We start from the raw sequence: 26,371 nt of genomic DNA on the forward strand, positions 1-26,371 counted from the left end.
ATGCGGATGTCGTCTCTGTACATGCGGCGCTTTGCCACCTGCTGTTCAAGACGGGCTCTATTCACGGTGTTGCCGTTTCAACGCGGAATAGTCACGACTGAGGAGAACGTCCATCAGGACCGGCGTTTTGGGTTCGTCCGGCGCCGGATCGTTCGGGTCGGGGTCGCCGAAAGCAAATTCGACATCCACCGGAAACCGGCTCGTCGGCAGATTCGAAGCACGATAACGATAGCCATGCAGCCGAATCTGCGGTGGCGTCGTTCCCATATCGTTGCCGGGCCGCCGCTCGCCGTTGCCGTCGATCCAGTAGCCGATATCGACATGGAGGAGGTCTTCCAGCGTCGAACGGTTAATGTCTGTCAACAGTGGACTGAAACGGATCGTGAAGTGCGTCACGACTTGCTTGCCCTTCGTGCGGTCGGCGGAGGGGGCGGCCGGATCGGGTACCACGAATAGAATGATTTGCGTCCGCGGAAATGCCGGATTGACGAAGGAGTACTGCATACCACCTACACGACCGCGCAGTGGGTGCGCCGCAAGAATGCGGCCGAATATCGTATGCGCGGGATCGAAGGGCTGGTCGTCCCGCAGGATCGCCATTGCCGTGGTCAATATCCTGAATGCCATGTCGCGCTGGGCGTCGGTCACAGTCGGTCTCATCTCAACTCCTGGCCCCGACTGTCCTGAGGGCGTCGACGTACTGAGCTGTGCATGTACCGGGATTGCGAAGGAGAGGATCACCACGATTCTGCCAGTAGGCCTGAACCACTTCCGCGCGCCGTGGCGCGTTGCCACCTGCTGTTCAAGACGGGCTTCATTCACGGTGTTGCCGTCTCAACGCGGAATAGTCACGACTGAGGCGAACGTCCATCAGGACCGGCGTTTTGGGTTCGTCTGGCGCCGGATCCTTTGGGTCGGGGTCGCCGAACGCAAATTCGACGTCCACCGGAAACCGGCTCATCGGCAGTTTCGAAGCACGATAGCGATAGTGATGCAGACGAATCTGCGGTGGCGTCGTTCCCATATCGTTGCCGGGCCACCGCTCGCCGTTGCCGTCGACCCAGTAGCCGATATCGACATGGAGGAGGTCTTCCAGCGTCGAGCGGTTGATGTCCGTCAATTGTGGATTGAAGCGGATCGTGAAGCGCCTCACGACCTGCTTGATTTTCGTGCGGTCGGCCGAGGGGTCGAGCGGATCGGGTACCACAACTACGATGATTTGCGTGTCCGGCAACACCGGATTCACGAAGGAATACTCCGCAACACCTACCACACCGCGCTCAGGCCGCGCCGCAAGAATGCAGCCGAATATCGTATGCGCGGGATCGAAGGGCTGGTCGTCCCGCAGGATCGCCATTGCCGTGGTCAATATCCTGAATGCCATGTCGCGCTGGGCGTCGGTCACAGTCGGTCTCATCTCAGCTCCTGGCCCCGACGGTCCTGAGAGCGTCGGCGTACTGGGCTGTGCATGTACCGGGATCGCGAACGAGAGGATCAACAGGATTGCGCCAGTAGGCCTGAACCACTTCCGCGCGCCGTGGCGCTTTGCCACCTGCTGTTCAAGACGGGCTCTATTCACGGTGTTGCCGTTTCAACGCGGAGTAGCCACGTTTGAGGAGAACGTCCATCAGGACCGGCGTTTTGGGTTCGTCCGGCGCCGGATCCTTTGGATCAGGGTCGCCGAAAGCAAATTCGACATCCACCGGAAATCGGCTTGTCGGCAGATTCGAAGCACGATAGCGATAGCCATGCAGCCGAATCTGCGGTGGCGTCGTTCCCATATCGTTGCCGGGCCACCGCTCGCCGTTGCCGTCGACCCAGTAGCCGATATCGACCTGGAGGAGATCTTCCAGCGTCGAGCGGCTAATGTCAGTCAATAGTGGATTGAAACGGATCGTGAAGTGCGTCGCGACTTGCTTGACTTTCGTGCGGTCGGTGGAGGGGTCGAGCGGATCGGGTATCACAAATACGATGATGTCCGTCCGCGGGAAAGCCGGATTCACGAAGGAATACTCGGTACCACCAACTTTACCGCGCAGGGGATCAGCCGCAAGAATGCGGCCGAATATCGTATGTGCGGGATCGAAGGGCTCGTCGTCCCGCAGGATCGCCATTGCCGTGGTCAATATCCTGAAGGCCATGTCGCGCTGGGCATCGGTCACAGTTGGTCTCATCTCAGCTCCTGGCCCCGACGGTCTTGAGAGCGTCGGTGTACTGAGCCGTGCATGTGCCGGGATTGCGAACGAGAGCATCACCAGGATTGCGCCAGTAGGCCTGAACCACTTCCGCGCAGGCGTAGGCATCTTCTTCATGAAGTTGGCTCCTATAGCCGGTTTCGAATTGCGCCATTTTTTGTGCTGTTTCAGCAGAGACGTTCAGCAGTTCACATACCTTCCTTTCAGCACTCGGGAGATCTCGCCTGACGTACTCCCAACCCCGTTTGTCCTGCATGTAGGAAATCAGCCAGTAGTAGTGGAATACAAGCATCCTGTGCAGACCGATGTGAACGCGGTGATCGTCGGGTAGCGGCGAATTTCCAGCCACTTCATAGGCTTCGCTCAGCATCGTCGACCGATACAACGTCTGGATATTCGGCAGGTCCCTATAGTCGTCTGGAAAGTGCTGAAGCAAAGAAAACATCCAGAAGTACTGCTGGCAGTGGCGACACTCGTGATACAGCGTGTCGGCAAATGCGCTGAGACGGTTGTCCAGCGAGGGCTGCTGGTCTCTGAGTTCGACGATGTGCGCGATCTCGCTCTCGTTGACGGCGATAAGCCAGTACTTCCCGATGAATGCGGCGCTGACATCGTGTCGCAGGTTAAACTCCGTTGCCCGCAGTGGATTGACAATCACAACCTGTGGCATGGAACCGTTATTTTCCGGGCTAGCGGCATAGCCTCGTGGCAATCCAAAGGGCCCGGCACCAAGCGCGATTTCCAATTGCGGCGTGACCGCGTTTTGAATGGTCTTTATCGAATCGGAAGTCAACGGCCACGTCACCCCGGCCCAATCGATTCCCTGCAACGCCGTCTTGATCGCAGCCGTATAAGCCTTGGTCACCGGATATTCAACATCCTTGCGCATCGACATACCGGCCGGCGCATCAGCCTCGGTCGCACCGTTGATGAAGTGATGAAAGCGCAGACCGAAGTTCATCGGATCGCACGAAACGAATTCGGGCGGCTTGTCTTCCGTCGTCGCGCTTTGATTGGGAGAGGCCACGGCCTTTCCTGCGACCCTGGCGGTGCGTTTCTCGGCGTTGGGCACTGCGCCCGCAAACGGCTCGTTCGTCTCCCTGATCACCGCGCCTCTGCTCACCGCAATAATCTTGTCCGGTTCACTCGCGGCGAACAGTTCAACCGTCGCGAATGCAAGAAGATTGCTCGTGACGAGACTCGTTTCTCCAAGCGCGTTGGTCACGCCCTGAATCACCTGACCATCGTCGAGCGTGATCCGGTACGGCTGGTTCGGCAGTGCAAAGCCCGTATCGTGTTCGATCAGAACGTGATGCGCGGCCAGCTTGCCCGGCTTTCCGGGCGTTACCGGCACACTGACAGGCCGCCCCGCTGGCCTGTCAGTTTGATGACCACGCGCATGGACCCGATGCTCTCCATCCGTATAGACCCGGTACCCCTCCGAATTGATGACCACCTTCGTGCTTCCCGCATGGAGCACGATCTCTTTGCTGGCCATCAGATTGATCGAATCGGTTCTACTGATGATGCTGACGACCCGCTGCGCGATGACCTCGACATCATCGCTCTGCGCGTCGATTCGCACCTTGCCTGACGCGGCCTTGAGCCTGATGCCGAGATTCTGCGTGAACACCCGCACGCCGTTGATTGCCGACGCCAGCAGCGATTTCGCCGCCGCCATGCTGACGTGTCCGCCCGCTGTGAGCGCGATGTGTTCGATACTCGCCACGTGCGCGCTTTGCGCTGCGGTGAGACCGACCCCCGCCGCGCTGGCCAGCACCATGTCGGGCGCGCTCAGTTGCGGGAAGGGAAGGTCCGCACGCGCCGCGACGCCGCGTATCGCCTCGTTCTGCGCCTTGATGGCCCGCGATACGTCGCTTTGACTGGTCTGTTGCTCCTGTGCCTCATACTGCCGCGCGAGACCCGCGAGGTTCTCGTGGATATCGCGCGCCTGCGTGAGGCGCGCCACGGTCTCGCCGAGATCCTTTGCCGGCGCGGTCGCGCCGCGACGCGCCTCCGTGGTGATCAGCATGCCTCTGTTGGCGCGCGCGACACCCCATGCGTCGGTGGCCAGTTCCCAGCCTTCGCCGCGTGCCTGCTGTCGGCCGGCCTCGCGCACGACCTGCGTGTTGTAGCCCAGCACGAGGCGCGAGCGTGCGTGATCGCTGGCGAGCTGTGCCTGGAGTTGGCCCGGCGTGTCATCCAGTACGACGTGATTGGTCTGGCCGTCGCAGCCACCTTTGAGCTCATTGCTCAAGACGCCTGAAAGTGCCTGGTTATCCGGTAGCTTCCAGGGCGGCTGGTTCCAGCCATTGATCATCCGGCCCGATACGTACGGCTTGTCCGGGTCCTCTTCGTGGTAGCTGACCATGACCTCCTGACCGACACGCGGCGGATAGATCGCGCCGAAGCCATTGCCTTGCCACGGCGACGACACGCGCACCCAGCAACTGGCGCTCTCGTTTTTCGGGCCAAGCCGGTCCCACACGAAACGCACCTTCGCGCGCGCGTATCCATCGACCCAGATCGGCTGGTGCTCGGGCCCAACCACGATCGCCGTTTCCGCCGCGCAGCGCGGCTTTTTCTTCGGGCGGTTTCTGAAGAATGTATTGGCAGGCTGAAGCACGAAGCTGGTCACGCACCGGCGCAACGCGTCGTTCGTGTCGTTACCGGACGGCTGTGTGTTCTGCGGCGCGTTGCGAATGTCGAGCGTGGTCGATACCGCCAGGTACTCGGCGTTGATGTCGCATTGCGGATGGTTGTCGAGCCAGAATGTTTTCCCGGTTGTCAGGCCGCGCAGATTCCCTTGGCCCTTCAGACGCAGCCGGTGGCAGCGCATTGCATCGACGCGCACGCTCGCGAGGTGTTCGGCTTCATTGCGGAAGTTGTTTCGCCTACCCGACAATCCCGTCGCGCCGGCGAGCGGTTGCGAGTAGTCGCCCCAGCCGTGTTGCTCGATGTTGTCGAAGGCCCGTTCGCTGAAGCTCTCGTACTCGCCCTCGAAGTGCATGCCGGGGCGCGTGTAGTCGTAGTCGATCAGACTGACCTTGCCCGTCGTGATCTGACGCGAGACCTCGAGCCTGTGAATGTGTTCTTCGTCGACGTGCCGGCTGTCAGGCGCGTGATAGCGGATAGTGTCGTAGCCGTTGTCGTGCTGTTTGTGCGAGCCGGGCGAATCGCACAGTACCAGCGTCATTCCGTCGAACAGATAGTAGATTCCCCATTCTCTCCAGATCCGCGTGAGGAATTCGAAATCGGATTCCCACATCTGCCGGACATGGTCCCGCTTTGGGTAGCCTTCGCACAGACCGGTCGCGCCCAACTCCATCACCACCGGAAAGTGATAACGCTCCTTGAGTATCCGGTCAGTGATGTCCACTACGCTCGCGTCCTGAAAGATCCTGCTTTCGCGGTTCTTCGTGGCCAGCCACAACCAGGGGCGCACGACGAAGCGGTAATGGGCGCGCCGGTCGTCGGTGCCGGTCTGTTTCATGCCTGTGACGAGGCCCGAAATCGTGCGGCGGCCCGCGCCCGCGTGTGCCACGTCACCGGATTCCAACTCCTGTTGACCGAACAATCCGTTCCCGTCGAACGCGATCGAAATGTCGATGACTTTGCCAATCAGGTTATCGGGTACGACCAGTTCCTGTGCTTGCCACAATCCGAGCGTCGGACTTTCGATCGTCGCCACATCGAGCGTGTATCGATAGAGCTTGCCCAGGGATTCGGTGCCGCGCAGGCGGAGCGGAGCGAGCAAAGGCTCATTGCCCCATGTGGGTAGTGCGTCACTGGAAAGACCTAGCGTGCGGTCCTGTGCGGGTTCGACCATGCGTGCAAGGCGCTCGGTGTTTCGTGGCAATCGGGAAGCGATCATGAAGCGATCAGGATCGCGCCGCAGCCCGTCCTGTCGCCGGCATGGCTGACCCGCTTGCCGTTGTGGGTTCGCTGGCCGGTCGCGATGATCGGATAGACACCGCCACACCTCGGACACTCGACGCCGTGTCCATCGAGTGCAACCGGGATGCCCATGTGCATGAGGTCTGTCGCGGCCTCGATGACCGTGCCGTCGTGCGTCGTCCTGTCTGCGAGCCGGATCATCGGCTGGCCGTTGCCGTTCTTCATCGGTCATCCCCTGTTATGTGCGAATGACAGTATCGGGAGCGGGGCAACCAGGAGCATTCGGAATTGGATGAATTTTTAGCCTATGTAGGCAATTTGTTTGATTTGTCGGGCGAACGGGATCTCGCAGCCTCCAGAAGAGAAGTCGAGGCGGACTGAGGTCTGAGGGGACTTCGTGATTTCGGATCGATTGATGCAGCCGGAGCGGCCACCACGCCGCACGGCCGCATTCTTCGGCACGGCGCCGTCCATAGACGACGCGCCCTTCGCTTAGAAGAACCCCAGCGCCTCCGCCTGATAGCTGACCAGCAGACACTTCGTCTGCTGATAGTTCGACAACGCCATCTTGTGTGTTTCGCGCCCGATCCCCGACTGCTTGTAGCCACCGAAGGCCGCATGCGCCGGATACAGGTGATAGCAGTTGGTCCACACGCGTCCCGCCTCGATCTCGCGTCCCATCTTGTAAGCGCGGGTACCGTCGCGAGTCCACACGCCCGCGCCCAGGCCATAGTACGTGTCGTTCGCGAGTTCGATCGCTTGCTGTTCGTCCTTGAACGTCATCACCGAGGCGACCGGCCCGAAGATCTCCTCCTGGAACACACGCATATCGTTGTTGCCGAACAGCATCGTCGGCTTCACGTAGAAACCCTCGCCGAGGCCGGCGCCAGGGGTTGCGCGCTCGCCGCCGACGAGGCACTGCGCCCCTTCGTCCCGGCCGATGTCGATATACGACAGGATCTTGTCGAGCTGCTGCTGCGATGCCTGCGCACCGATCATCGTTTCGAGGTTCAGCGGATGGCCAGCCTTGATGCGTTCCACCCGGGCGATCGCCTTCTCGATGAAGCGCTCGTAGATCGACTCCTGAACCAGCACGCGCGACGGGCACGTGCACACTTCGCCCTGATTCAGCGCGAACATCGCGAGACCTTCGAGCGCCTTGTCGAGGAACGCGTCGTCGCGATCGAGCACGTCGGCGAAGAAGATGTTCGGGCTCTTGCCGCCGAGTTCGACCGTCGACGGGATCAGGTTGTCCGCGGCTGCGTGCAGGATGCGCTTGCCGACCGGCGTCGAGCCGGTGAACGCGATCTTCGCGATGCGCTTGCTGGTGGCGAGCGCTTCGCCCGCTTCCTTGCCGAAGCCGTTGACGATGTTGATGACTCCGGCAGGGAACAGGTCGCCGATCAGTTCGATCAGCACGAGTATCGAAGCCGGCGTCTGCTCGGCGGGCTTCATCACGACGCAGCAGCCGGCCGCGAGCGCGGGGGCGAGCTTCCATGCGGCCATCAGCAGCGGAAAATTCCACGGAATGATCTGACCGACCACCCCAGCCGGCTCGTGAAAGTGATAAGCGACCGTGTTGTCGTCGATCTCCGAGATGCCGCCTTCCTGCGCGCGGATGCAGCCCGCGAAATAGCGGAAATGATCGACGGCGAGCGGCAGGTCCGCGGCCATCGTTTCGCGCAGCGGCTTGCCGTTGTCGATCGTCTCGGCGACCGCGAGCAGCTTCAGGTTCTTCTCCATGCGCTCGGCCACCGCCAGCAACTGGTTCGCGCGCTCTGTCACCGACGTCTTCGCCCATTTGCGGCGCGCTGCGTGCGCGGCGTCGATGGCGAGGTCGATATCGGCAGCGCTCGAGCGAGGCACGCGACAAAACGGCTGCCCGTTGATCGGCGACACGTTGTCGAAATAGTCGCCGCCGACCGGCGGTACCCACTTGCCGCCGATGTAGTTTTCGTAACGCTGGCGATAGGGATACTCGATGTCGATGCCGAGGGCTTTCAGGTCAAATGGATTCATCACTTGTCTCCGTTTTGTGATGGTGATCGGGTGACTGCGCGGGACCACATCAGGCACGAACCGTACCAATGCATCGAAGTGGGCTATTTCAGGGACTGCGGTGGGCTGTATGGCGGAAGTGTTCCGTTTCGGGACAGTTGCGCGGGCAGCGGGTGTTCAGAAACGCCGCAGATTCGGCCGACGATGACGCAGATCAAGGATGCGGGCCCGCGCGGGGTCGCCGCACGCGTCGGGCGGACCGGCAAAGGGAGTATTCTGTCGACACGCATCAAAGCGTCCGGCACGACCCGGGCGCATTCAGGAGGAGACAATGCGCGACGACGTTCATCCGCTCGGCGTGGCGGCGGCTAACCGCTCCAAAGGTTGGCCCGCACCGGCGATCCAGAAAGCCCACGAACGCTCCGAGACGTTCGGCCTGCGCGCATCGATCCGGCCGGATTACGACATCCTGTCCGACACGGGCCTCGCGCTGAAGCGCGAACAGAACCTGGTGCTGTGCGCGCATGCGATGCCGGTCATGGAGACGCTGCGCGAGCAGATCGTCAACACGCAAAGCATGATCGTGCTGACCAACGCCGAAGGGTTGATCCTGCATTCGATCGGCGACGACGACTTTCTGCATCGCGCGGAAAAAGTGGCGCTGCGGCCTGGCGCGAACTGGGCCGAGGATCGTCAGGGGACCAACGCGATCGGTACCTCGCTGGCCGAGGGGTGTGCGATGGTCGTTCATGGGGACCAGCACTATCTGGCGGCGAACCGCTTCCTGACCTGTTCGAGTGTGCCGATTCTCGATCCGTACGGCGATCTGATCGGCGTGCTCGACGTGACGGGCGACCACCGCAGCTATCACCAGCACACGACGGCACTCGCGAAGATGTCGGTGCAGATGATCGAGAATCATCTGTTTTCGACTGCGTTTCGCGACGTGCTGCAAGTGTCTTTTCACGGCCGGCCGGAATTTCTCGGCACGCTGATGGAAGGGATCATTGCGTTTACCGATGATGGTCGCTTTCTGTCTGCCAATCGGAGTGCGCAGTTTCAGTTGGGCTTGTCGCTCGCTGCGTTGCGCGCGCATACGCTGTCGTCGCTATTTCAGATCTCGTATGCGCAATTGATCGATCGTTTGACGCATGGCGTCGCGCCGCATCTGATGCTGAATTTGCACAACGGTGCGGTGGTTTGCGCGCGCGGGCAGTTCAGGCGGGCGTCGTTTGGGCTGGGGCGTGGGGCCGTCGATGTGCAGGGTGCAGTCGCGCCGCGACCGGTGTGCGCGAATGCGCGTCAACCGGCTGCGGGACTGTCGCGGCTCGGCGATCTCGATACCGGCGATGCTCGTGTGTCCGCACTGATCGCGAAGGTTCGCAAGGTGCTCGGCAAGGATATTCCGATTCTGATCACCGGCGAGACCGGTACCGGCAAGGAGTTGCTCGCGCAGGCGATTCATAACGATTCGCCGCGAGGTGATGGGCCGTTTGTTGCGGTTAACTGTGCTTCGATTCCGGAGTCGCTGATCGAATCCGAGCTATTCGGGTATGAAGAGGGTGCGTTTACCGGCGCGCGGCGTAAAGGGGCGATCGGCAAGCTGATGCAGGCGAATGGAGGCACGCTGTTTCTCGATGAGATCGGGGATATGCCGTATTCGTTGCAGGTGCGGTTGCTGCGTGTTTTGCAGGAGCGGGTTGTGACGCCGCTTGGGGCGACGCGGGCGGTTTCTGTCGATGTCTCCATTATTTGCGCGACCCACCGCAACTTGCGCGAGATGATCGCGCAGAACCAGTTTCGTGAGGATCTTTACTATCGGATCAACGGGCTTGCGGTTCGGTTGCCGGCGTTGCGTGAGCGGAGCGATCTCGCGGTCGTCGTTCAAAAGATGTTGCAGTGGGAATCAGTCGAAAGCGGGGGGCGGCAGGCGCTCAGCGTTGCGGCTGATGTGATGGCGGTGTTCGGGCGACATGCGTGGCCGGGTAACTGTCGGCAACTGGCTAATCTGCTGCGGACCGCGGCGGCGATGGTGGATGAGGATGGGGTGATTCGGTGGGAGCATTTGCCGGATGATTTTTTGGATGATGTGGGGGGCGCGGGTTGCGGCGATGGCGAGGTTGGACAGGGGGACTCTGCTGCGTCGGCCGCTTCGAGCTCTTCAGCCATTTCGGCCGGTTCGGCTGCGGATGCCCCGGCTGCTGGCGATGCGTCGCTGCCCGACGGTGCTCGGCTGCAGGATGTTGCCACCTCTGTGGTTGCGATGACGCTGGCGCGCCACGGCGGAAACGTGTCTGCCGCGGCGCGTGCGCTCGGGGTCTCGCGGAACACGATCTATCGCAGGATGCCGGCTGTGCAGCCGGGGCGGGTGGCGGAAAAGGATTGAGGCGGGAGTTTTCGCAGGACCAATCGATAATGGCCGCGGTGACCGGCCAGTTTTCCCTATGAGTCGAGTCACATGGGTGACGAAGGCTGCGGCGCCCGATGGCCGCCCGCCGGCCGCGCGCGCCGCGTGATGATCATGGACGTAGCCCCCATTACTTCACGAGCTCCCGCAGACTGTCAACGACCTCCGGGTTAGCCAGCGTGGATACGTCGCCGGGGTCTTGATGGTTTGAAAGTGCTGCGAGCACGCGCCGCATGATCTTGCCCGACCGGGTCTTGGGCATGTCCGGAACAATGACCACCCGGTGCGGCTTCGCGATGGCTCCGATCCGATCGACCACCGAGTTCGTGACCCGCTTTGCAAGCTCCTCCGAAGCTTCCACTCCGGGCTTTAACGAAACGTACAGTTCGGGCACTCTGCCCTTGATCTCGTCGGCGACCGGCACGACGGCCGCTTCGACGACTTCGGGGACAAGCAGGGCGGCTGACTCGATTTCTTTGGTACCGAGGCGATGGCCGGCGACGTTGATCACGTCGTCGATGCGACCGAGAATCCGGAAGTAGCCGTCCGCAGCGTCGACAGCACCGTCTCCCGCCATGTAGGGCCAGTCGCGCCAGTCCTTGCTCTTGGGATCCCGGCAGTAGCGGGCATAGTACGTTTTCACGTAGCGCTCCGGGGCCCTCCAGATGGTCTGAAACGCGCCGGGCCACGGATTGAGAATACAGATGTTGCCCGCCTTGCCGGAACCGCTTGCAAGCTCATTACCGTCGTCGTCGTAAATCACCGGATGAATGCCAGGTATTCCCGGACCGGCACTGCCGGGCTTCATCTTGTGCAACGCCGGCACCGTGCTGCAAAGGAACCCGCCCGTTTCAGTTTGCCACCACGTGTCGACAATGACGGCCTCCCCCTTCCCGACAGACCGGTGATACCACTTCCAGACTTCGGGCTCGATGGGTTCGCCCACGGTCGTCATGTGCTTGAAGTGATAGCTGTACTTCGCGGGTTCGTCCGGTCCGCTGCGCCGCAGCGCGCGGATCGCAGTCGGCGACGTGTGGAAGATGTTGACGCCGAGGTTTTCGGCAATTCGCCAAGGGCGCCCGGCATCGGGGTAGACGGGCACGCCTTCATACACGACCGTCGAGGCCGCGAGCGCGAGCGGGCCGTAGACAATGTAGGAGTGACCGGTAATCCAGCCGATGTCGGCCATGCACCAATACACGTCCTCGGGGTGGATGTCCTGGATGTATTTCGATGTCCAGGCGACGTAGGCGAGGTAGCCTCCAATGGAATGCTGGCACCCCTTGGGGCGGCCCGTGGTACCGCTCGAATACATGAGGAATAGCGGTGCCTCAGCGGGCATCTGCACGGGCTCGACACGTTTGCCGCGGAACGCCTTGAGGGCGTCGTTGACGATGACATCGCGTCCTTCCACGAGCTGCGTCGGACTCGAATACTTGCCCGGATACCGCTGCCAGATCAGTACCTTCTCGGCCTGGTGACCCTTCCCGGCAGCTTCGGCGAACGCGGTGTCGGCTTTTTCCTTGTGATCGATCAGCTTGCCGCCACGCCAGTAAGCGTCCATCGTAATCAGCAGACGGCTCTCGGAATCCAGGATGCGGTCGGCGCAGGCCGCGCCGCTGAAGCCGCTAAATACCTGCGAGTGAATCACCCCGAGCCGGGCGCAGGCGAGCATCGTGATGGGTAGCTCCGCCACCATAGGCATATGGAGAGTAACCCGGTCACCGGCTTTTAGACCGCAGAAGTCGCGTAGCATGGCCGCGAACTCGCTTACGCGCACATAAAGTTCCTGGTAGGTGACATGCTGGACCGTCTCGTCCTCGGGCTCTGGCACGAAATGGATCGCGGCCTTGTTCCGGTAGGCGGCGAGGTGACGATCCACGCAGTTGTAGCAGGCATTGATCCGGCCACCGACGAACCAGCGCCAGAACGGAGGATTGCTCGCGTCGAACATCGTGTCCCAGTACTTGTACCAGTCGAGAAGGTCCGCGAACTCCTTGAAGCACTCGGGGAATTTGTCGAGAGAGAAACGTGCGAACACTCCCGCGTCTGTCAGATTGGCTTGGGCGATGAACGAGGCGGGCGGCGGGAAATATTCCTCTTCAGGCCAGTGCACGGCGATTTGCGCCTCGGAAACCTCGGCCGCTTGTTGCTCTGCGCAAGCGCGGCGCGATGACTTGTCTCGTGACATGACAGTTCCTCCTTGCTTCTAGGGGCCCAGGGACACGAGGTGTCCCACGCTACCCGCGGCAGCGCGTCTTTTGACCTGTCTCATGGGTCTGGACACCAGGCGCGACAGTCCGTGCGCTGCATAACGAATTTAAGGCCAGGGCGGATGCAATGCCAAGCAACGTATTCCCTGTCAAAGAGCTGCATCCCGAGGGCCAATGGTGTTAACGCGACGACGAGCGTTGACTTGCCGGTCGGTCAACCCTGAACTAAATTTTCGTTGGGGTTCATCAAACGGGAGAGGCGCCATGGATCTGCTCGTTGAACGTGTCGATGTATGGGCGGCCACAATCGAGGACAGGCCCGGCGGTCTCGCCGAAGTGTTAAGTGTCCTGCGAGATGCCGGAGCGAACCTGCAATTCATCATCTCCCGTCGAACTGCGGAAGCACCCGGGAAGGCAGTCGTGTTTCTCGCGCCGCTTCAGAACGACCGAGAAATTCGTGCCGCCTCGCAGGTGGAGTTCAACGTCCTCCCGAGTCTTCACTCGGTGCGGGTGATGGGCCCTGACCGGCCGGGCATCATTGCAGAGTTGACCCAAAAGTTGGCTACCGGGGGAATCAACCTTCGCGGCGTTTCGGCTGCCGCTATCGGCACACAGTTCGTTGCCTACCTGGCAATGGACGCGCTAGGCGACACGATTCGTGCAATGGAGATTTTGCAGCAGGCGTAGGACGTTGCGCCGCCGCGACAGCAACGGGTGCCGCAATGCCGTGTGCTCGGCATGGCCCACTCCTCAGACAAGACGAAGGCGACATGCTGCCGAGGCCCCGAATTTGTTCACCGGCCCCGATATACCAGCACTGGTATCTTGCTGGGTGTTAGCACCTTTTGCGCTTCGTTGCCAAAAGGAGTGTTTGCGTGCCGCGCCGGCCGTGGGACGCCATCACAGCAGCGCCCTGACACGTTTATGACGTCATAGAGCCGGCCAGCGATCACACCCGCCGATAGCGCGAATTGTCAGGGGGTATTCGTTCGAACATCAGAGTTCCTCCATCGAACGGCGATCCATCGCCTCGTAACGAGTCCAGTCGGTCCACATTTCTCGACCCACTTAGCTGATACCGGAAAGACTCGATACTCAGACCTGGTCTCCGTCTCCATGGAGCACCGCAGGCCTGACTGGCCGGCGCGCTTGCTGCACGCCGGCCGACCCTCGCCGAGTGGCTAGGCCGCTCGCGGATGGGCTTGTGCCCAGTCGTGTGTCGGAAGCACGGTGTGTCCGAAGCTTTCGTTGATCACCATCGCCGCCGACGCATAGAACGCCAGTAGAGCGGTAATCAAGCCTACATAGCCGCCGGCCCGCGTGGCAAGGCTCATACCTGTCCATGCGCCGATCGCCAACAGCAGATAAGTGATCCACAGCGAGAGAAACACCAGTTGCACAGACGTACTCGTGTGCATCGAGCCGATCCACATGTAGAACGTGAAGACCCCCCACACAAACAGATACCAGCCGATGAAGGCCTCAGGCACCTTGGTGCCCAGGAACGCGACAAACAGCGCAAAGGACCACCAGAAGGCGCCGTAACTGAGGAACGCCACCGTGCCTAGCGTATTGCCGCGTGGAAATTCGAGCACGCCCGCGATCATCTGCGCCGTGCCGCCGAAAGCGAACGCTAGCGCCAGCACGAGCCCCAAGGCATCCTTGTCGAACCAGCCGGCATTCACCATGCTGAGCATCCATGTGGTGAATGCGAATCCAGCGAGCCCGAGCGGCGCCGGGTTGGCTAACTTACTGTTCATAAACCGCCTCCTTGGTGGTTAGTCTCTGAGACATATCCGGAGGCGATACGAATCCCTCGGTCGCCGCCGAACGCGACCGCGCCATGCTCGCTATCGATGGCCATCAGCGCAATATGCGTTCGGCCCAATTTGTGGCGCAGCCACGTGCAAGCCTGCGCGGTTGAACTTAAGTGTAGGATGCGTTGCGCCGCTCGCCGAATCGGATGGTACTTATCTGGCTGGAGGATGACCGCCAGATGGACGCAGCGTGTCGCTACCCGTATGAACGTGATCGAAAGCGGGTCAATGGCGTTCGAGCGTCGGTTGGCACGGGTGCGGCCATGAAGGGACAGTCGCGAAGCGCAGGCGAATGGCCTTTGATTTCGCCATACCGGCCGGTCGCGGACGGCGGCCAAAGGTTGCTCAACGTCGCGGCCCACGCGGCCACTTCCCAGAGCTCAGCCATGGGAGGGCCGGTAGTCAATGTGACTCCAGGAAGCCTTGAAGAAAGTGATGGGATTCGGCTCGCTCACCGTCGCCCGTTTGGACTCACCTAACCCCTGCTTGACCGGGAGCCTCGATTTCAATCGGATCAAGATGGACGGCGGGTGCTCAGCGGTACCGGCAACGTTCTTGCGCGAAGGCTGCCGATACAGGGATACGAAAGCATGATCCCGCGTGCACATCTCCCCGCGCGGGGGAGATGTGTCTAGCGCGCCGCGATCCCTTGTGCCCCCGGCGGTACGCCGGTGACTGTGCCAACTGGCTCGAGTGTTCCGTCTGGCATCACGCGAAAGCCACTTACAGCGCCGTTACCTTCACGAACGTAGAGGAATTTGCTGTGACCACTGAGCGCCATGTCAAGGGGAGCGCTGAGTGTGCCTGCAGTCGGATTGAGCAAGCGTACCGTACCGTCCGCCGCGATCCGCAGACTGCTGATCGAGTCGCTCCCGGCATTGGCCGTGTAGGCAAAACGTCCATCGCCCGTGGTGACAAGCCAGCAAGGGGCGCTCTGGCCCAAGGGAATTGCTGCACTGATCGAAGTCAGATGTTTGCTGTCCTCGACCTCATATGAGGAAACAGAACCAGACCCGGCCTCGGAGACGATCGCGTAACCCCGGGTCGTGATGGAAAACCCGAACGGCGTGACGCCGTTTGACGCATGGGGGGTTGGAGTCTTCGAGGCGTAGCCGGTGAAGCCGACATAATACGTGTCAATGAGTTGTGTGCCCTTTTCGGTCACGAGCAGTTCGTTGCCTTCCGGCGCAAACGTCACTTGCGCGGGCTGGGCGGAGTTTCCGCCGGCAAGTGGTCGTTGTGAGCCTGGTAATGGAACGAGACGCTTGCCAAGCGCGTCGACGATAAAGCCATTGATGTTCGGCGTGCCTCCGGCATTAAGCACATACGCGATGGGCCCCTTGACTGTCACGCTGACGGGCATTTGACCACCTGATGGTTTTCTGTCGAGCAGCGTCAGTTTGCTGCCGTCGACCGCGAACAGCGAAACATCATTGCTGCCCGGATTCACGGCGAAGAGAAAGCCCGCTGCTAACGTTAGGGAACCCTGCGAGCCTAGTGGATCGGCTCCCGTGCCTGCTCCTTTACCGCCAGTTGAGTACGTGGCCTCGTAGTTCAGTATTCCGTTGGCAGCGCGCGAATAGACAAGAACCGAGTTCCCGGACGGCTGGTTTGACAGAACGTAAACCGCTCCTGGCGGATCAACCTCCGAGTCGGCTTGCGCAATGCTGATTGAAGCGAATCCTAACGCCGTCGCGAACGCGATGGTTCGCAATAGAAACGTTAAACGGCACGTGATAAATGACATGGCGTACTCCTTGCATCGGCGACGAGCGAACGGGTGACGTCGGATGGACGAGTTAAATTGGGCTACAGGCAGAGCTGCAAGAGCGTTACCCAGTTCGCGATCTGTTTCATTACTTCACCCCTTGTCGCGTTTACTTCACGGTGGTTAAGGAGGTCGAACAGGGAACATCGGGCAGCGGTGGATTGGTCGGGAACGCGTCGCCCCCGGCAATGATGCTAACGCTGCGACCCACTGACCGGTCTATGTGGGAAAAGACGGGTCGCGACTATTCGGCGTCGTACATCTCCGTTCGGCTTGACTGCGGCTCTCGCGGACCTGAGTCAAGGGCGGTTTTCGTTGGACGTACAGCCATTCGCCGCCCTTCGTTTGTATATAGTCCATCTGGTCCGCTTGACCATGAACATTTTTTGACGGTGCTCCCGATGCCGTTGAATCCCGGCAAGGTATGACTGATCCGCCAATAAGTGCTGCCAATGGACTACCTTCGACCTTGACTTGAAAAAGCCCTTCGGGGCGAACAGATTGACGATGGCCTCCTGTAGGGGCAGCAAGGGGACATTCGTCAACGTGGATTGAGTGACTCGAAGGGGTCGCGTGCCGCCAATCGCTGCCGGGCTGCAGCCGGGGAACGAGCGACACTCGCCCGCGCCGGGGCAGTACACTACCGGTCTCGGCAAAAGCCAGGTAATCCCATCCACGTCAGACAGTCCATGGACTACTTCGCCGCAGTACGGGCCTTCGTTTGCGCAGCGGAACTGCAGAGCTTCAGCAAGACGGCCAATGCACTGTCAGTCAAGACCTCGACTGTCTCCCGCTACGTAAGCGAACTCGAAAGAGATCTGGGCATCGCCCTATTCAACCGGTCGACGCGCGGCCTCGTCCTGACAGAAGGCGGCCGGCTGTTTCGTGAACACGCCTTGTTAGCGTTGCAAGCACTCGATGACGCGCGCGACGTGACGTCGTCGCTAAATCGCACGCCACAAGGCGTGCTGCGCGTGACAATGCCACCGGCATTCGGCCGCCTGCACATCGTGCCGCATCTGCCGGCCTTCATGGCGCGCTATCCTGATATCGACCTCGACATCGTCTCTACGGACGAAACGCTCAACATGATCGATGCGGGCATTGATGTGGCGATCCGTACCGGCGTGCTGCCCGATTCGTCATTGATGGCGAGGCGCCTCGCACCGCATCGTCGTATCGTCTGTGGCAGCCCGGCGTATTTCGCGCGTAGCGGCACACCGCGTGTGCCTGGCGATCTGGCCGCGCGCGATGCGCTTCGCGTGTCCCTGGTCCCGGACGACAAATGGTATTTCACGCTGGTCACCACGGACGCGCGGGCGTCGCAAGAACAGGAACAGGTGCTGGTGGAGTTGCAGGGGCGCCTGCGCGCTGACGACTCCGAAGCCGTGCTCGCGCTCGCCGTGGCCGGTTGTGGCGTGGCGCTCCTGCCGACATGGCTCGCCTCTACGGCCCTGCGCGGAGGACGCTTGCAGCACGTGCTACCGGAATGGGAGGCACGCACCGGACGAGCCGAACCCGCGGTCTGGGCGGTCTATCCACCGAAGAAGATCGTCTCGTCGAAGGTGCGCGCCTTCGTGGATTTCTATGCCGAGGCGTTCGGCGAGCCGCCGTACTGGGACGACGGACTCGCACTGGAGCGTCAGCCTTAATGGGCGAAGCGGATGTCTAGCGTGCGCAGGTAAGTCTGCAAGCCTGCATCCTGGATCGGAATCAGATAGGCGTTTTCGTTCGTTTCGTTGAAATGCGCATGCCAGTGTCCCGGCGGCGTGACGAATGCCATTCCCGCTTCCCAATCGACGCGCGTCGGATTCACGATATTGCCATCGCTATCCAGTTCGGTTCCGACCAGCGTATAGACACCCGGCTTGCCGCTGGCGATGAAGTCGAGTGCAATCGACTGGTGCCGGTGCGGCTTCTGCACCGAGTTGGGCGGCACGATGCCGAACATCGCCCACAACACATGCGTGACAGTGCGCGTCTGCGGAAAGTTGGTGTTGCCCATTAGTACGCTGATGCGGTTGCGACGACCCGCGTTCGCTTGTTCCGCGACCGCGCGCAGTGCTGCCTGCGCCTCGGCGGCCGGATAGCGTGTCGGCGCAAAGCGCGCATGTACCCCGGTGGTACCGAGATAGGTGAGCAGTGGCGCGTCATTGACGTAATAGAGCGTGGCCGTCGCAGCAGCGGACAGCACCGTGGCATGGCCGCCAGGGAGCGTGAAGAAATCGCCCATCGAAAAGGGGAAGCTCGTTTCGGACTGCTGCACGCTACCCGCTCCGCTAATGACGTAGCAGACCTGCGAGGTCGCATTGGGATCGAGTGTCAACGCGTCGCCCGCATTGATGCGCAGGAAGTTGGCGCTCAAGCCGGGACCGGTCGCGGGACCCGGGCAGCCCAACTCCGCAGACAGGTCAAGCGGCACGACTCGGGTTGCGCCGTCTGCATAAAGCGAAGGCGAGAAGCTGCAGAACGGCACACGCGAGATGAGCTTCGCCCCAATCGGATTGGCGGACGAAGTGTATTCGAAGTATTGCGCGTCTTCCGTGGCGACATTCGGTTTGGTGAGAAGCGCGGGGGATGTCCTGGTCAGCATGGTTTTGCTCCTTTTTGAGTTTTGAGGGGGCTTCGCGCGGTTCCATTTGTGAGGATCCGCATCCGAAGGCTGACCTGACTTTAGGCGCGGGGCGTTGGCGCCGGAAGTGCCGGACATCGAAATCACCTTTGCGCAAAAGGAACACCGTGCCACGACGGTTTCGAGGCGCGGCGGGTCGTTCGTGCCGGGCCGCTATGCAGTTCATCATCGGCCAAGGTTCGGCCAGGAGGCAATGTTCAACGAGGTTGTGTTGACGGGCCGAAATCGTACCGGGGGACGTTTGATTTCGGACACTGATCGACCGCTTCACGCCCTGAGGCGGTCCGTTAAGCTTTTAGAAGGGGGAAGCATGAGGTTTGCAAGAAGGGGCGAGCCTCGCTTCCTCAATGCGTTTAGATAGACGCTTTCGTCGTATCGTGTCCCAGTCTGCCAGCAGCGGTAGAGGATGCGTATCCATTTCAACACCAGCCATTTCTCTTGAGGCCGGTCTAGCGGCGAAGCACTCATGCTGGCAGGCCGTCCTGTTCATGGATTTAGGGATTTCCCAGGCAGCCACAGGCCTGGGTAAACCAGAGATCCGGGCCCGACGACATTGGTTCGACATGTTGTTAAGTGCCGCGCTAACAGGATCTTTCAAGCCGCCTCTGGTGCCATCGCGAGAATATGCCCGGCACGATCAATTCGATGCTGACGTGACATGGCTTAGCTCCCTAAGCATTGGAAACGTTTCGGGTCTTAACGTTTCCTTCAGATCGGTCTAGTACGATCTTGGGCAACATGTGTTTCACCGTATTCGAGCACATGCTGCGCATCCCGTCGCGTTGTTACGCTGACGGCAGTTCCTCCTGCGGGCGGTTACGCATCGAGGCGCCAATTGAAGCATCGGAAGGTTTGAATAGATCCGGGGCGGACTGAAGTTGCCTTCAATCGTCGCCACCATGATCCATGGCGATCATGGTGCGGGCCGCGATCGTCGTTCACGTTGCGTCTTAGAGTAACTGCAGAAAGCTCTAGTTACGCGAACCTTTCGCCACACTGCTGCGCGAGGGCGAAAATGAGATCGATGACTTCTGGAATCAGGGTGACAGGGAGACGGTGCGGAGCCGCCGCAATCACGGCGTTCACTTTTTCGGGCGCATATGCCGGCGGGATCGATCATGAAGTCGCGCTGGATCAGAGCGGCATATGGAACCGCAATGTTCAGCTCGCACTTGAATACGCCGTGATAGCCACGACGGCGGGTGGGGCTCTGTGGCTTGGGAACGACAACGAACTGGGCCATACATTCTGGCAAACGGCCGACGCTACGGCGATATCGGCGGTCGCTGCTCAAGGCATGAAGTATGCGTTCGGTCGCCAGCGGCCCAGCGCTGGCCAGGGACCGAACCAATGGTTCAGCGGCGGAAAGAGTTTCCCCAGTGGTGAAGTCACCCTTCAGGCGAGTTTCGTAACGCCGTTCATCGTCAACTATGGTCGGCGTGATCCATGGGTTTGGGCACTCGAGGTGTTGCCGCTCTATGATTCGATCGCACGCGTGAAAAGCCAGGCGCATTGGCAGACCGACGTCCTCGCCGGTTGGGCGCTGGGCACGGCGGTAGGATACTTGAGCACGACATGGCAGACACCCCTGTTCGTGCAGATTCTCCCGCACGGTTTAACGATAGGCTTCGCGAAGCGGTTCTAGGTCTGGTTGCGAAACGCACGTGACTGGTGTGCAGGTGGCGGCGCGGCGACGTCCTGACCTCGTTTGAACAACGCTGCGTAAGTTCGACGCGCAGAGTTGCTCGCAACCACCCGTATCCAGCGTCGCGAACCGTCATCGCGATGGAATGGCCGTTTGAATCCGCCCTCCAAACCTGACGATTTCACCACGTTGCGTCGAAGGACGGAAAGGGGTCGACAGTACGCATTCGCTCGCAGCGAGTGCGACATTCGCCAACTCCGATATGCGAATGTCGGAAATGCGACTTGGAGCGGCCTCACAAACCCCGACAGCCGAACGTCGGGTATGGCCGATGAGAAGCGACCGCCATCCCTCCGATTTAATGGCTGCTTCCTGGGCGCAGTGGAAGCCTGAGTGTGCGAGCTGGTTACCGAAGATTGATTGTTGGCCGATCACCACAGGTGCCGCTGCTCGTGTACGGCTATAGCTTTCGGTTGGGAACTCACACGCGAGGCACTAACCAGACCGAGTCATTGCTCCAAATGCCAACGCGCCCAACACTGGGGGGACGCTTTTGAAGTAAGTCGAGCGAAGCTCGCCCGCCAATTTGACACCGACTGATTTTGCGTCTGCTTCACTAAGGTCATATAAACCCGACCTCGTCGGTGGCATTCCGCGAAGGCGGGCAATCACTCTTTCCGCAACATTCTCGCTCAACCTCTTCAGGAGGGTGTCCTCGCCAGCGGCCTGGAACATCTCCCTGGAGAATGAAAGGGACTTCCCCGTCCCGAGGCTACGGCGGAAGCCGCGAGTCCGCATCAATGTGCCAAGATGAAGTTGCAAATGTTCATCGATACCGGCGAGAGGGGAAGTCCATGCCTATTGTCACTATCGGAGTCGATCTTGCCAAGAATGTATTCGCCGTTCACGGTGTGGACGAGGGGCTCTCCGCTTGGAAGAACAGAGAGGCAGTAACGAGTGTCGCTAGACTCTCGCAGCGGCGACTCCACTCACTTATCAACCATCCTCGCCGGCACACTAATAGCAAGCAAACCGCCCAGTACCATAAACGCCGCGAGCATATACATGCCCGAATCGTTCGCCGCGGTAACCTCCTTCAACCACCCCACAGCATAAGGACTAAGGAAACCGGCAAGGTTGCCAATCGAATTAATCATCGCAATCCCGGCAGCGGCGCCGGTGCCTGCCAGAATCGCCGTAGGCAAACTCCAAAACAACGGCAGTGTAGTGAGGATGCCCATAGTAGCCAGCGTCAACCCAGTCATGGCAAGCAGGGTGTTATGCGCCCAAACGACGGAAAGCACGAGCCCCACAGCGCCAAGAAACGCCGGCAACGCAATATGCCATCTCCGTTCCCTCGACCGATCCGCACTCCGCGCCACAAACACCATCGCCACAACAGCCGCCGCAAACGGCACCGCCGATAGCAGCCCAATCAAAAACGCATCGGTAACGCCGGTCGATTTGATAATCGTCGGCAACCAGAAGCTCACCCCATAAAGCCCCATTACAAACGAGAAGTAGGTGAGGCTCAACATCAACACCCGCCCGCTAGTGAGTACCTGCCGAATCGGCATGTCGTGCTTGGTCGCTTCCTCAGCCGACACCTGACTCTCAAGCAACTGCTGCTCTTCCCGGGTCAGCCACTTAGCCTTCGAAATCCGATCATCGAGCATCACGAACACGATGATCCCGACCAGCACCGACGGCACCCCTTCGAGCAGAAACAGCCACTGCCATCCGTGCCAACCGTTCACGCCGTTGAAGTTCTTCAGGATGTACCCAGACACCGGCCCACCAATCACCCCCGACAACGCAATCGCCGTCATAAACCAGGTCGTCATCCGTCCACGCCGATGCGCCGGATACCAGTAGGTGAGATACAAAATAATCCCAGGAAAGAACCCCGCCTCAGCTAGCCCGAGCAAAAAGCGCATCACATAAAACATCGTCGGCGTGGTGACTAACATCGTCAGCATGGATATCACGCCCCACGAAATCATGATCCGCGCGATCCAGACACGCGCGCCGACCTTATGCAGGATCACGTTGCTCGGCACTTCGAAGATGAAATAGCCGAGGAAGAAAATCCCCGCGCCGAAGCCATACACCGCATCGCTCAAGCCAAGATCGGTGCTCATCCCCAGCTTCGCGAAGCCGACGTTCACGCGGTCCAGATAGGCAACGATGTAGCAGAGCATCAATAGCGGCGCGAGCCGCCAGGTAACCTTGCGATAAGTCGCCTCTTCGAACGTCGAAGGCGGCGCGCCAGCGCCGGGATGGTGGAGCGGATTTGCAGGACTAGCCATGACTATGTCTCCTCATTTTTATGGAATTGAAGTGCCGCCGCCGAACGATTCTATCCGCGCTAGGTCTTTTGCAGGACGAATCGATATTGGGGGAAAACACTGACCGCGCACGCAGTGCGTGCGCAGCGCTTCATCTACCGCTACACGCAGCGCCCCCCATCCACGTCGAGGCACACGCCGGTAATAAACTCCGCCTCATCCGAAGCCAGATACAGCGCCGCATTCGCAATATCCTGCGGCGTCGAAAACCGCCCGAGAGGAATCCCTGCCAGGAACTTCTGCCGGTTCTGCGGCGTATCCTCGACCCCCATGAACTCGGACAGCAGCGCGGTCTCACCGATCACCGGATTCACGCAGTTCACGCGAATCCGCTCCGGCCCCAGCTCAACGGCGAGCGACTTGCTAGCGACGATCACCGCGCCCTTGCTGCCGTTGTACCAGACGAGCCCGGGCCGCGGCCGCACGCCCGCCGTCGACGCGATATTGATGAAGCTGCCGCCGCCTTGCTCCCGAAAATACGGCACGAACTCCTGCACGCTCCAGTAGATGCTCTTCACGTTCACCGCATAGACGCGGTCGAACTCGGCCTCGGTCACTTCGAGTACCGGCTTGTTGCGATGCGTGGTGCCCGCGTTGTTGACGACGATCTGCACGCTGCCGAAGTCTTCCAGCGCGGCCTCGCGCAGCGTGCGCCAGTCGTCGCGTTGCGCGACGTTGCCGGGGACCGCGATCGCCTTGCCGCCCGCCATCGCGATCTCACTCGCGACGCGTTCGGCGGCCGGCCCGTTGAGGTCGTTGACCACGACGTTCGCGCCTTCGCGCGCAAAGGTCTTTGCGATGCCTTCGCCGAAACCCGAGCCGCCGCCCGTGACGATGGCCGTTTTACCTGTCAACCGCATGATGTCTCCGTTGTTTGTGATGGATAGAACGATGCGTTGCTGCGTGTAACGTGCTGCTCGCGCCGATCGCTAGCGAGCCCTACGGCACCCGCTAGCCGTGCCGGATCGCGATGGTCTTCAGCACCGTAAAGCCGTACAGCGCCTCGAAGCCTTTCTCGCGGCCATGTCCCGAATGCTTGACGCCGCCGAACGGCAATTCGACGCCGCCGCCCGCGCCATAGTTGTTGATGAACACCTGGCCCGAGCGCACGCGTCGGGCGAGGCGCATCTGGCGCGCGCCATCGCGTGTCCAGATGCCGGCGACGAGCCCGAACTGCGTGCCGTTCGCGAGCGCGAGCGCTTCGGCTTCGTCGCGGAACGACATCGCGGCGAGCACCGGACCGAACACTTCGTCGCGCGCGAGGCGGTGGCTCGCGGGCACGTCGCGAAGCAAGGTCGGGGCCTGATAGAAGCCGCTTTCAGGCGCTTCGGGAATCACCTCGCCGTGCGCGGCCATCGCGATGCCGTCGTGTTGCGCGTCCGACAGAAAGTCCCACACGCGTTGCTGCTGTTTCGCGCTGATCAGCGGTCCGCAGTCGAGGTCGGCATTCGACGGCCCGACGCGCAACGCCTGAAAGGCGCTGCTGAGTCTGTCGAGCAGCGGCTCGTAAATCGCCTGCTCGATCAGCACGCGACTGCCCGCCGAGCAGGTTTGCCCGGCGTTCTGCACGATCGCGGAGATCAGCACCGGCAGCGCGGCGTCGAGATCGGCGTCGGCGAACACGATCTGCGGCGACTTGCCGCCGAGTTCGAGCGTGACCGGCACGTGGTTTTCGGCGGCCATCTGCGTGACGAGCTTGCCGGTTTCGGGCGAGCCCGTGAAGGAGATGTGATCGATGCCCGGATGACGCGCGAGCGCGGCGCCCGCTTCGTGCCCATAGCCGGTCACGATGTTCAGCGCACCGGCCGGCAAGCCGGCCTCGGCGGCGAGCTCTGCGACCCGCAGCACGGAAAGGCACGCGTCCTCGGCCGGTTTGACGACGCACGCATTGCCGGTCGCGAGCGCCGCGCCGACGCTGCGCCCGAAGATCTGCATCGGGTAATTCCACGGCACGATGTGGCCGGTCACGCCGTGCGGCTCGCGGATCGTCAGCACCGTGTAGCCGGATTGGTAGGGCAGGGTTTCGCCGTGCAGCTTGTCGGCCGCGCCGGCGTAGAACTCGAAGTAGCGGGTCAGGGCGGCGGCGTCGGCGCGCGCCTGCTTGAGCGGTTTGCCGGTGTCGCGCGCTTCGAGCCGTGCAAGGTCTTCCTGGCGCGCTGCCACCAGCAGCGACAGCCGGTACAGCACGCGGCCGCGCTCGGCGGCGCTCAGCGCGCCCCAAGTGCCGTCGAACGCTGCGCGCGCGGCGTGCACGGCGGTGTCGATATCGGCCTCGGTGCCGCGCGCGATGCGCGTGAACGGCTGGCCGTCCGAGGGATCGAGTACGGCGATCGATTCGCCGCCGGAAGCGGCGCACCACTCGCCGCCGATGAAATGCCGTGCTTCTTCCATGCATGCTCCTTGATGACGTGCGGCCGGCGTGCGGCGGCGCGGGTTCGAAGGGGAGACACAAAACGGTAGAGACGCGAAGCGAGACTCGCCAGACGATTATCGCGCCGATCCCACCGCGGATGCCACCTGCCGATTGGCTATAATGGCGCATTCCGTACGGTCCGGTGCGCGGCCCCGTCGTTCGGGGCGAGAGGGTTTCAGTGCCCGACGTTCGCGGTTCGCACACACTTCGCACCGCATCCGCAGCCCGCGCGCCGTTCGCCGCCTTCCGATTTCCATCCCCTTCAGAGAGCGCTCATGAGCTTCAATCACGTTCCCGCAGGCAATGACCTTCCGCACGATTTCAACGTCATCATCGAAATCCCGGCGCAAAGCGACCCGGTGAAGTACGAAGCCGACAAGGACCTGGGCCTGCTCGTCGTCGACCGTTTCATCGGCACCGGCATGCGCTATCCGGCCAACTACGGCTTCATTCCGCAGACGCTGTCGGGCGACGGCGACCCGGTCGACGTGCTGGTGATCACGCCGTTCCCGCTGCTGGCAGGCTCGGTCGTGCGTGCCCGCGCGCTCGGCATGCTGCAAATGACCGATGAGTCCGGTGTCGACGCGAAGCTGATCGCCGTGCCGCACGACAAGATCTGCCCGATGACGGCGAACCTGAAGTCGGTCGACGACGTGCCGGCTTACCTGAAGGACCAGATCAAGCATTTCTTCGAGCAATACAAGGCGCTCGAGAAGGGCAAGTGGGTCAAGGTCGAAGGCTGGGCCGACGTCGATGCTGCCCACAAGGAAATCAGCGAAGGCGTGGCGAACTACAAGAAGTAAGCGCGCCGCGGTTCATCCGCTTGCTGCATGCAGTACGAAAACCGCGCGAGTCCGCAAGGACCGCGCGGTTTTTTCATCTGATTTGCGCGGCATTCGACTACCGTGCAAAAACGCCGCGATCTTCGTCTCGCACGCTTCGTCTCGCACGCATAACCTGAACGCATCGCTCCGATGAACGGAACGCATTTTTATATTTAGGTGTAAACCCTTATCATTCGCCGCACGACCTCGCGCG

The 26,371-nt window shown here is 61.1% G+C and carries 18 protein-coding genes; 5 read left to right on the top strand and 13 right to left on the bottom strand.

The genetic code is table 11. The features are described 5' to 3' along the window. Positions 1–57 precede the first annotated feature (57 nt). The 6 genes from HDG37_RS07190 to HDG37_RS07215 form a co-directional block, all read right to left on the bottom strand. Entirely contained in the window at positions 58–660 is a 603-nt protein-coding gene (locus HDG37_RS07190) for a hypothetical protein (protein ID WP_184045660.1), read from the bottom strand. A gap of 154 nt (positions 661–814) precedes the next feature. Next, positions 815–1,417, bottom strand: a complete 603-nt coding sequence (locus HDG37_RS07195; protein WP_184045988.1) for a hypothetical protein — start codon at positions 1,415–1,417, stop codon at positions 815–817. 154 nt (positions 1,418–1,571) lie between these two features. Then, positions 1,572–2,174, bottom strand: a complete 603-nt coding sequence (locus HDG37_RS07200; RefSeq protein WP_184045662.1) for a hypothetical protein — start codon at positions 2,172–2,174, stop codon at positions 1,572–1,574. Position 2,175: 1 nt separating this feature from the next. Beyond that, positions 2,176–6,069, bottom strand: coding sequence for a type VI secretion system tip protein TssI/VgrG (locus HDG37_RS07205; RefSeq protein ID WP_311541123.1), 3,894 nt, complete (start codon positions 6,067–6,069; stop codon positions 2,176–2,178). Continuing rightward, entirely contained in the window at positions 6,066–6,317 is a 252-nt protein-coding gene (locus tag HDG37_RS07210) for a PAAR domain-containing protein (protein ID WP_184045666.1), read from the bottom strand. Before HDG37_RS07210 ends, HDG37_RS07205 begins: the two co-directional genes overlap by 4 nt. Before the next feature lie 267 nt (positions 6,318–6,584). Beyond that, the gene (locus HDG37_RS07215) at positions 6,585–8,111 is read right to left on the bottom strand and encodes an aldehyde dehydrogenase family protein (RefSeq protein ID WP_184045668.1); all 1,527 of its coding nucleotides are present in this window, start codon (positions 8,109–8,111) and stop codon (positions 6,585–6,587) included. 310 nt (positions 8,112–8,421) lie between these two features. On the opposite strand from HDG37_RS07215, the gene HDG37_RS07220 reads away from it, so the two are divergent. After that, complete coding sequence (locus HDG37_RS07220) at positions 8,422–10,476, top strand: sigma-54-dependent Fis family transcriptional regulator (RefSeq protein WP_184045670.1); 2,055 nt, start codon at positions 8,422–8,424, stop codon at positions 10,474–10,476. Between the two features lie 151 nt (positions 10,477–10,627). On the opposite strand, the gene acs is transcribed toward HDG37_RS07220, so the two are convergent. Next, positions 10,628–12,688 carry an acetate--CoA ligase gene (acs, locus tag HDG37_RS07225; protein ID WP_184045672.1) on the bottom strand — a complete coding sequence of 687 codons (2,061 nt, stop codon included), beginning with the start codon at positions 12,686–12,688 and terminating at the stop codon, positions 10,628–10,630. Between the two features lie 286 nt (positions 12,689–12,974). Between acs and HDG37_RS07230 the strand changes: the two genes are divergently transcribed. Then, the gene (locus tag HDG37_RS07230; RefSeq protein WP_184045674.1) at positions 12,975–13,397 is read left to right on the top strand and encodes an ACT domain-containing protein; all 423 of its coding nucleotides are present in this window, start codon (positions 12,975–12,977) and stop codon (positions 13,395–13,397) included. 494 nt (positions 13,398–13,891) lie between these two features. On the opposite strand, the gene HDG37_RS07235 is transcribed toward HDG37_RS07230, so the two are convergent. Both HDG37_RS07235 and HDG37_RS07240 read right to left on the bottom strand, forming a co-directional pair. Further along, on the bottom strand, positions 13,892–14,470 hold the full coding sequence (locus HDG37_RS07235; protein WP_184045676.1) for an acetate uptake transporter: 579 nt from the start codon (positions 14,468–14,470) through the stop codon (positions 13,892–13,894). A 688-nt stretch (positions 14,471–15,158) separates the two neighbouring features. Then, positions 15,159–16,274 (bottom strand): beta-propeller fold lactonase family protein, encoded by a 1,116-nt coding sequence (locus HDG37_RS07240; protein ID WP_184045678.1) that lies wholly within the window; start codon positions 16,272–16,274, stop codon positions 15,159–15,161. A gap of 710 nt (positions 16,275–16,984) precedes the next feature. Between HDG37_RS07240 and HDG37_RS07245 the strand changes: the two genes are divergently transcribed. Further along, positions 16,985–17,947: a LysR family transcriptional regulator gene (locus HDG37_RS07245; protein ID WP_184045680.1), complete on the top strand. Its 963-nt coding sequence runs from the start codon at positions 16,985–16,987 to the stop codon at positions 17,945–17,947. Here the strand turns inward: HDG37_RS07245 and HDG37_RS07250 are convergent. Next, positions 17,944–18,888 carry a cupin domain-containing protein gene (locus HDG37_RS07250; RefSeq protein ID WP_184045682.1) on the bottom strand — a complete coding sequence of 315 codons (945 nt, stop codon included), beginning with the start codon at positions 18,886–18,888 and terminating at the stop codon, positions 17,944–17,946. The genes HDG37_RS07245 and HDG37_RS07250 overlap by 4 nt on opposite strands. A gap of 1,063 nt (positions 18,889–19,951) precedes the next feature. On the opposite strand from HDG37_RS07250, the gene HDG37_RS07255 reads away from it, so the two are divergent. Continuing rightward, positions 19,952–20,572 carry a phosphatase PAP2 family protein gene (locus HDG37_RS07255; protein WP_221311921.1) on the top strand — a complete coding sequence of 207 codons (621 nt, stop codon included), beginning with the start codon at positions 19,952–19,954 and terminating at the stop codon, positions 20,570–20,572. Between the two features lie 989 nt (positions 20,573–21,561). On the opposite strand, the gene HDG37_RS07260 is transcribed toward HDG37_RS07255, so the two are convergent. The 3 genes from HDG37_RS07260 to HDG37_RS07270 all read right to left on the bottom strand — a co-directional run bounded on the left by HDG37_RS07260 (position 21,562) and on the right by HDG37_RS07270 (position 25,311). Beyond that, positions 21,562–22,881: an MFS transporter gene (locus tag HDG37_RS07260; protein WP_184045684.1), complete on the bottom strand. Its 1,320-nt coding sequence runs from the start codon at positions 22,879–22,881 to the stop codon at positions 21,562–21,564. A gap of 140 nt (positions 22,882–23,021) precedes the next feature. Continuing rightward, positions 23,022–23,780, bottom strand: a complete 759-nt coding sequence (locus tag HDG37_RS07265) for an SDR family oxidoreductase (protein ID WP_184045686.1) — start codon at positions 23,778–23,780, stop codon at positions 23,022–23,024. 91 nt (positions 23,781–23,871) lie between these two features. Then, positions 23,872–25,311 carry an aldehyde dehydrogenase family protein gene (locus tag HDG37_RS07270; RefSeq protein ID WP_184045688.1) on the bottom strand — a complete coding sequence of 480 codons (1,440 nt, stop codon included), beginning with the start codon at positions 25,309–25,311 and terminating at the stop codon, positions 23,872–23,874. Between the two features lie 297 nt (positions 25,312–25,608). Here HDG37_RS07270 and ppa point away from each other — a divergent pair, with 297 nt between their 5' ends. Further along, complete coding sequence (gene ppa / locus HDG37_RS07275) at positions 25,609–26,136, top strand: inorganic diphosphatase (protein WP_090803541.1); 528 nt, start codon at positions 25,609–25,611, stop codon at positions 26,134–26,136. Positions 26,137–26,371: the final 235 nt, after the last annotated feature.

This window comes from Paraburkholderia sp. MM5384-R2 (assembly GCF_014201025.1).
GTDB lineage: Bacteria > Pseudomonadota > Gammaproteobacteria > Burkholderiales > Burkholderiaceae > Paraburkholderia > Paraburkholderia tuberum.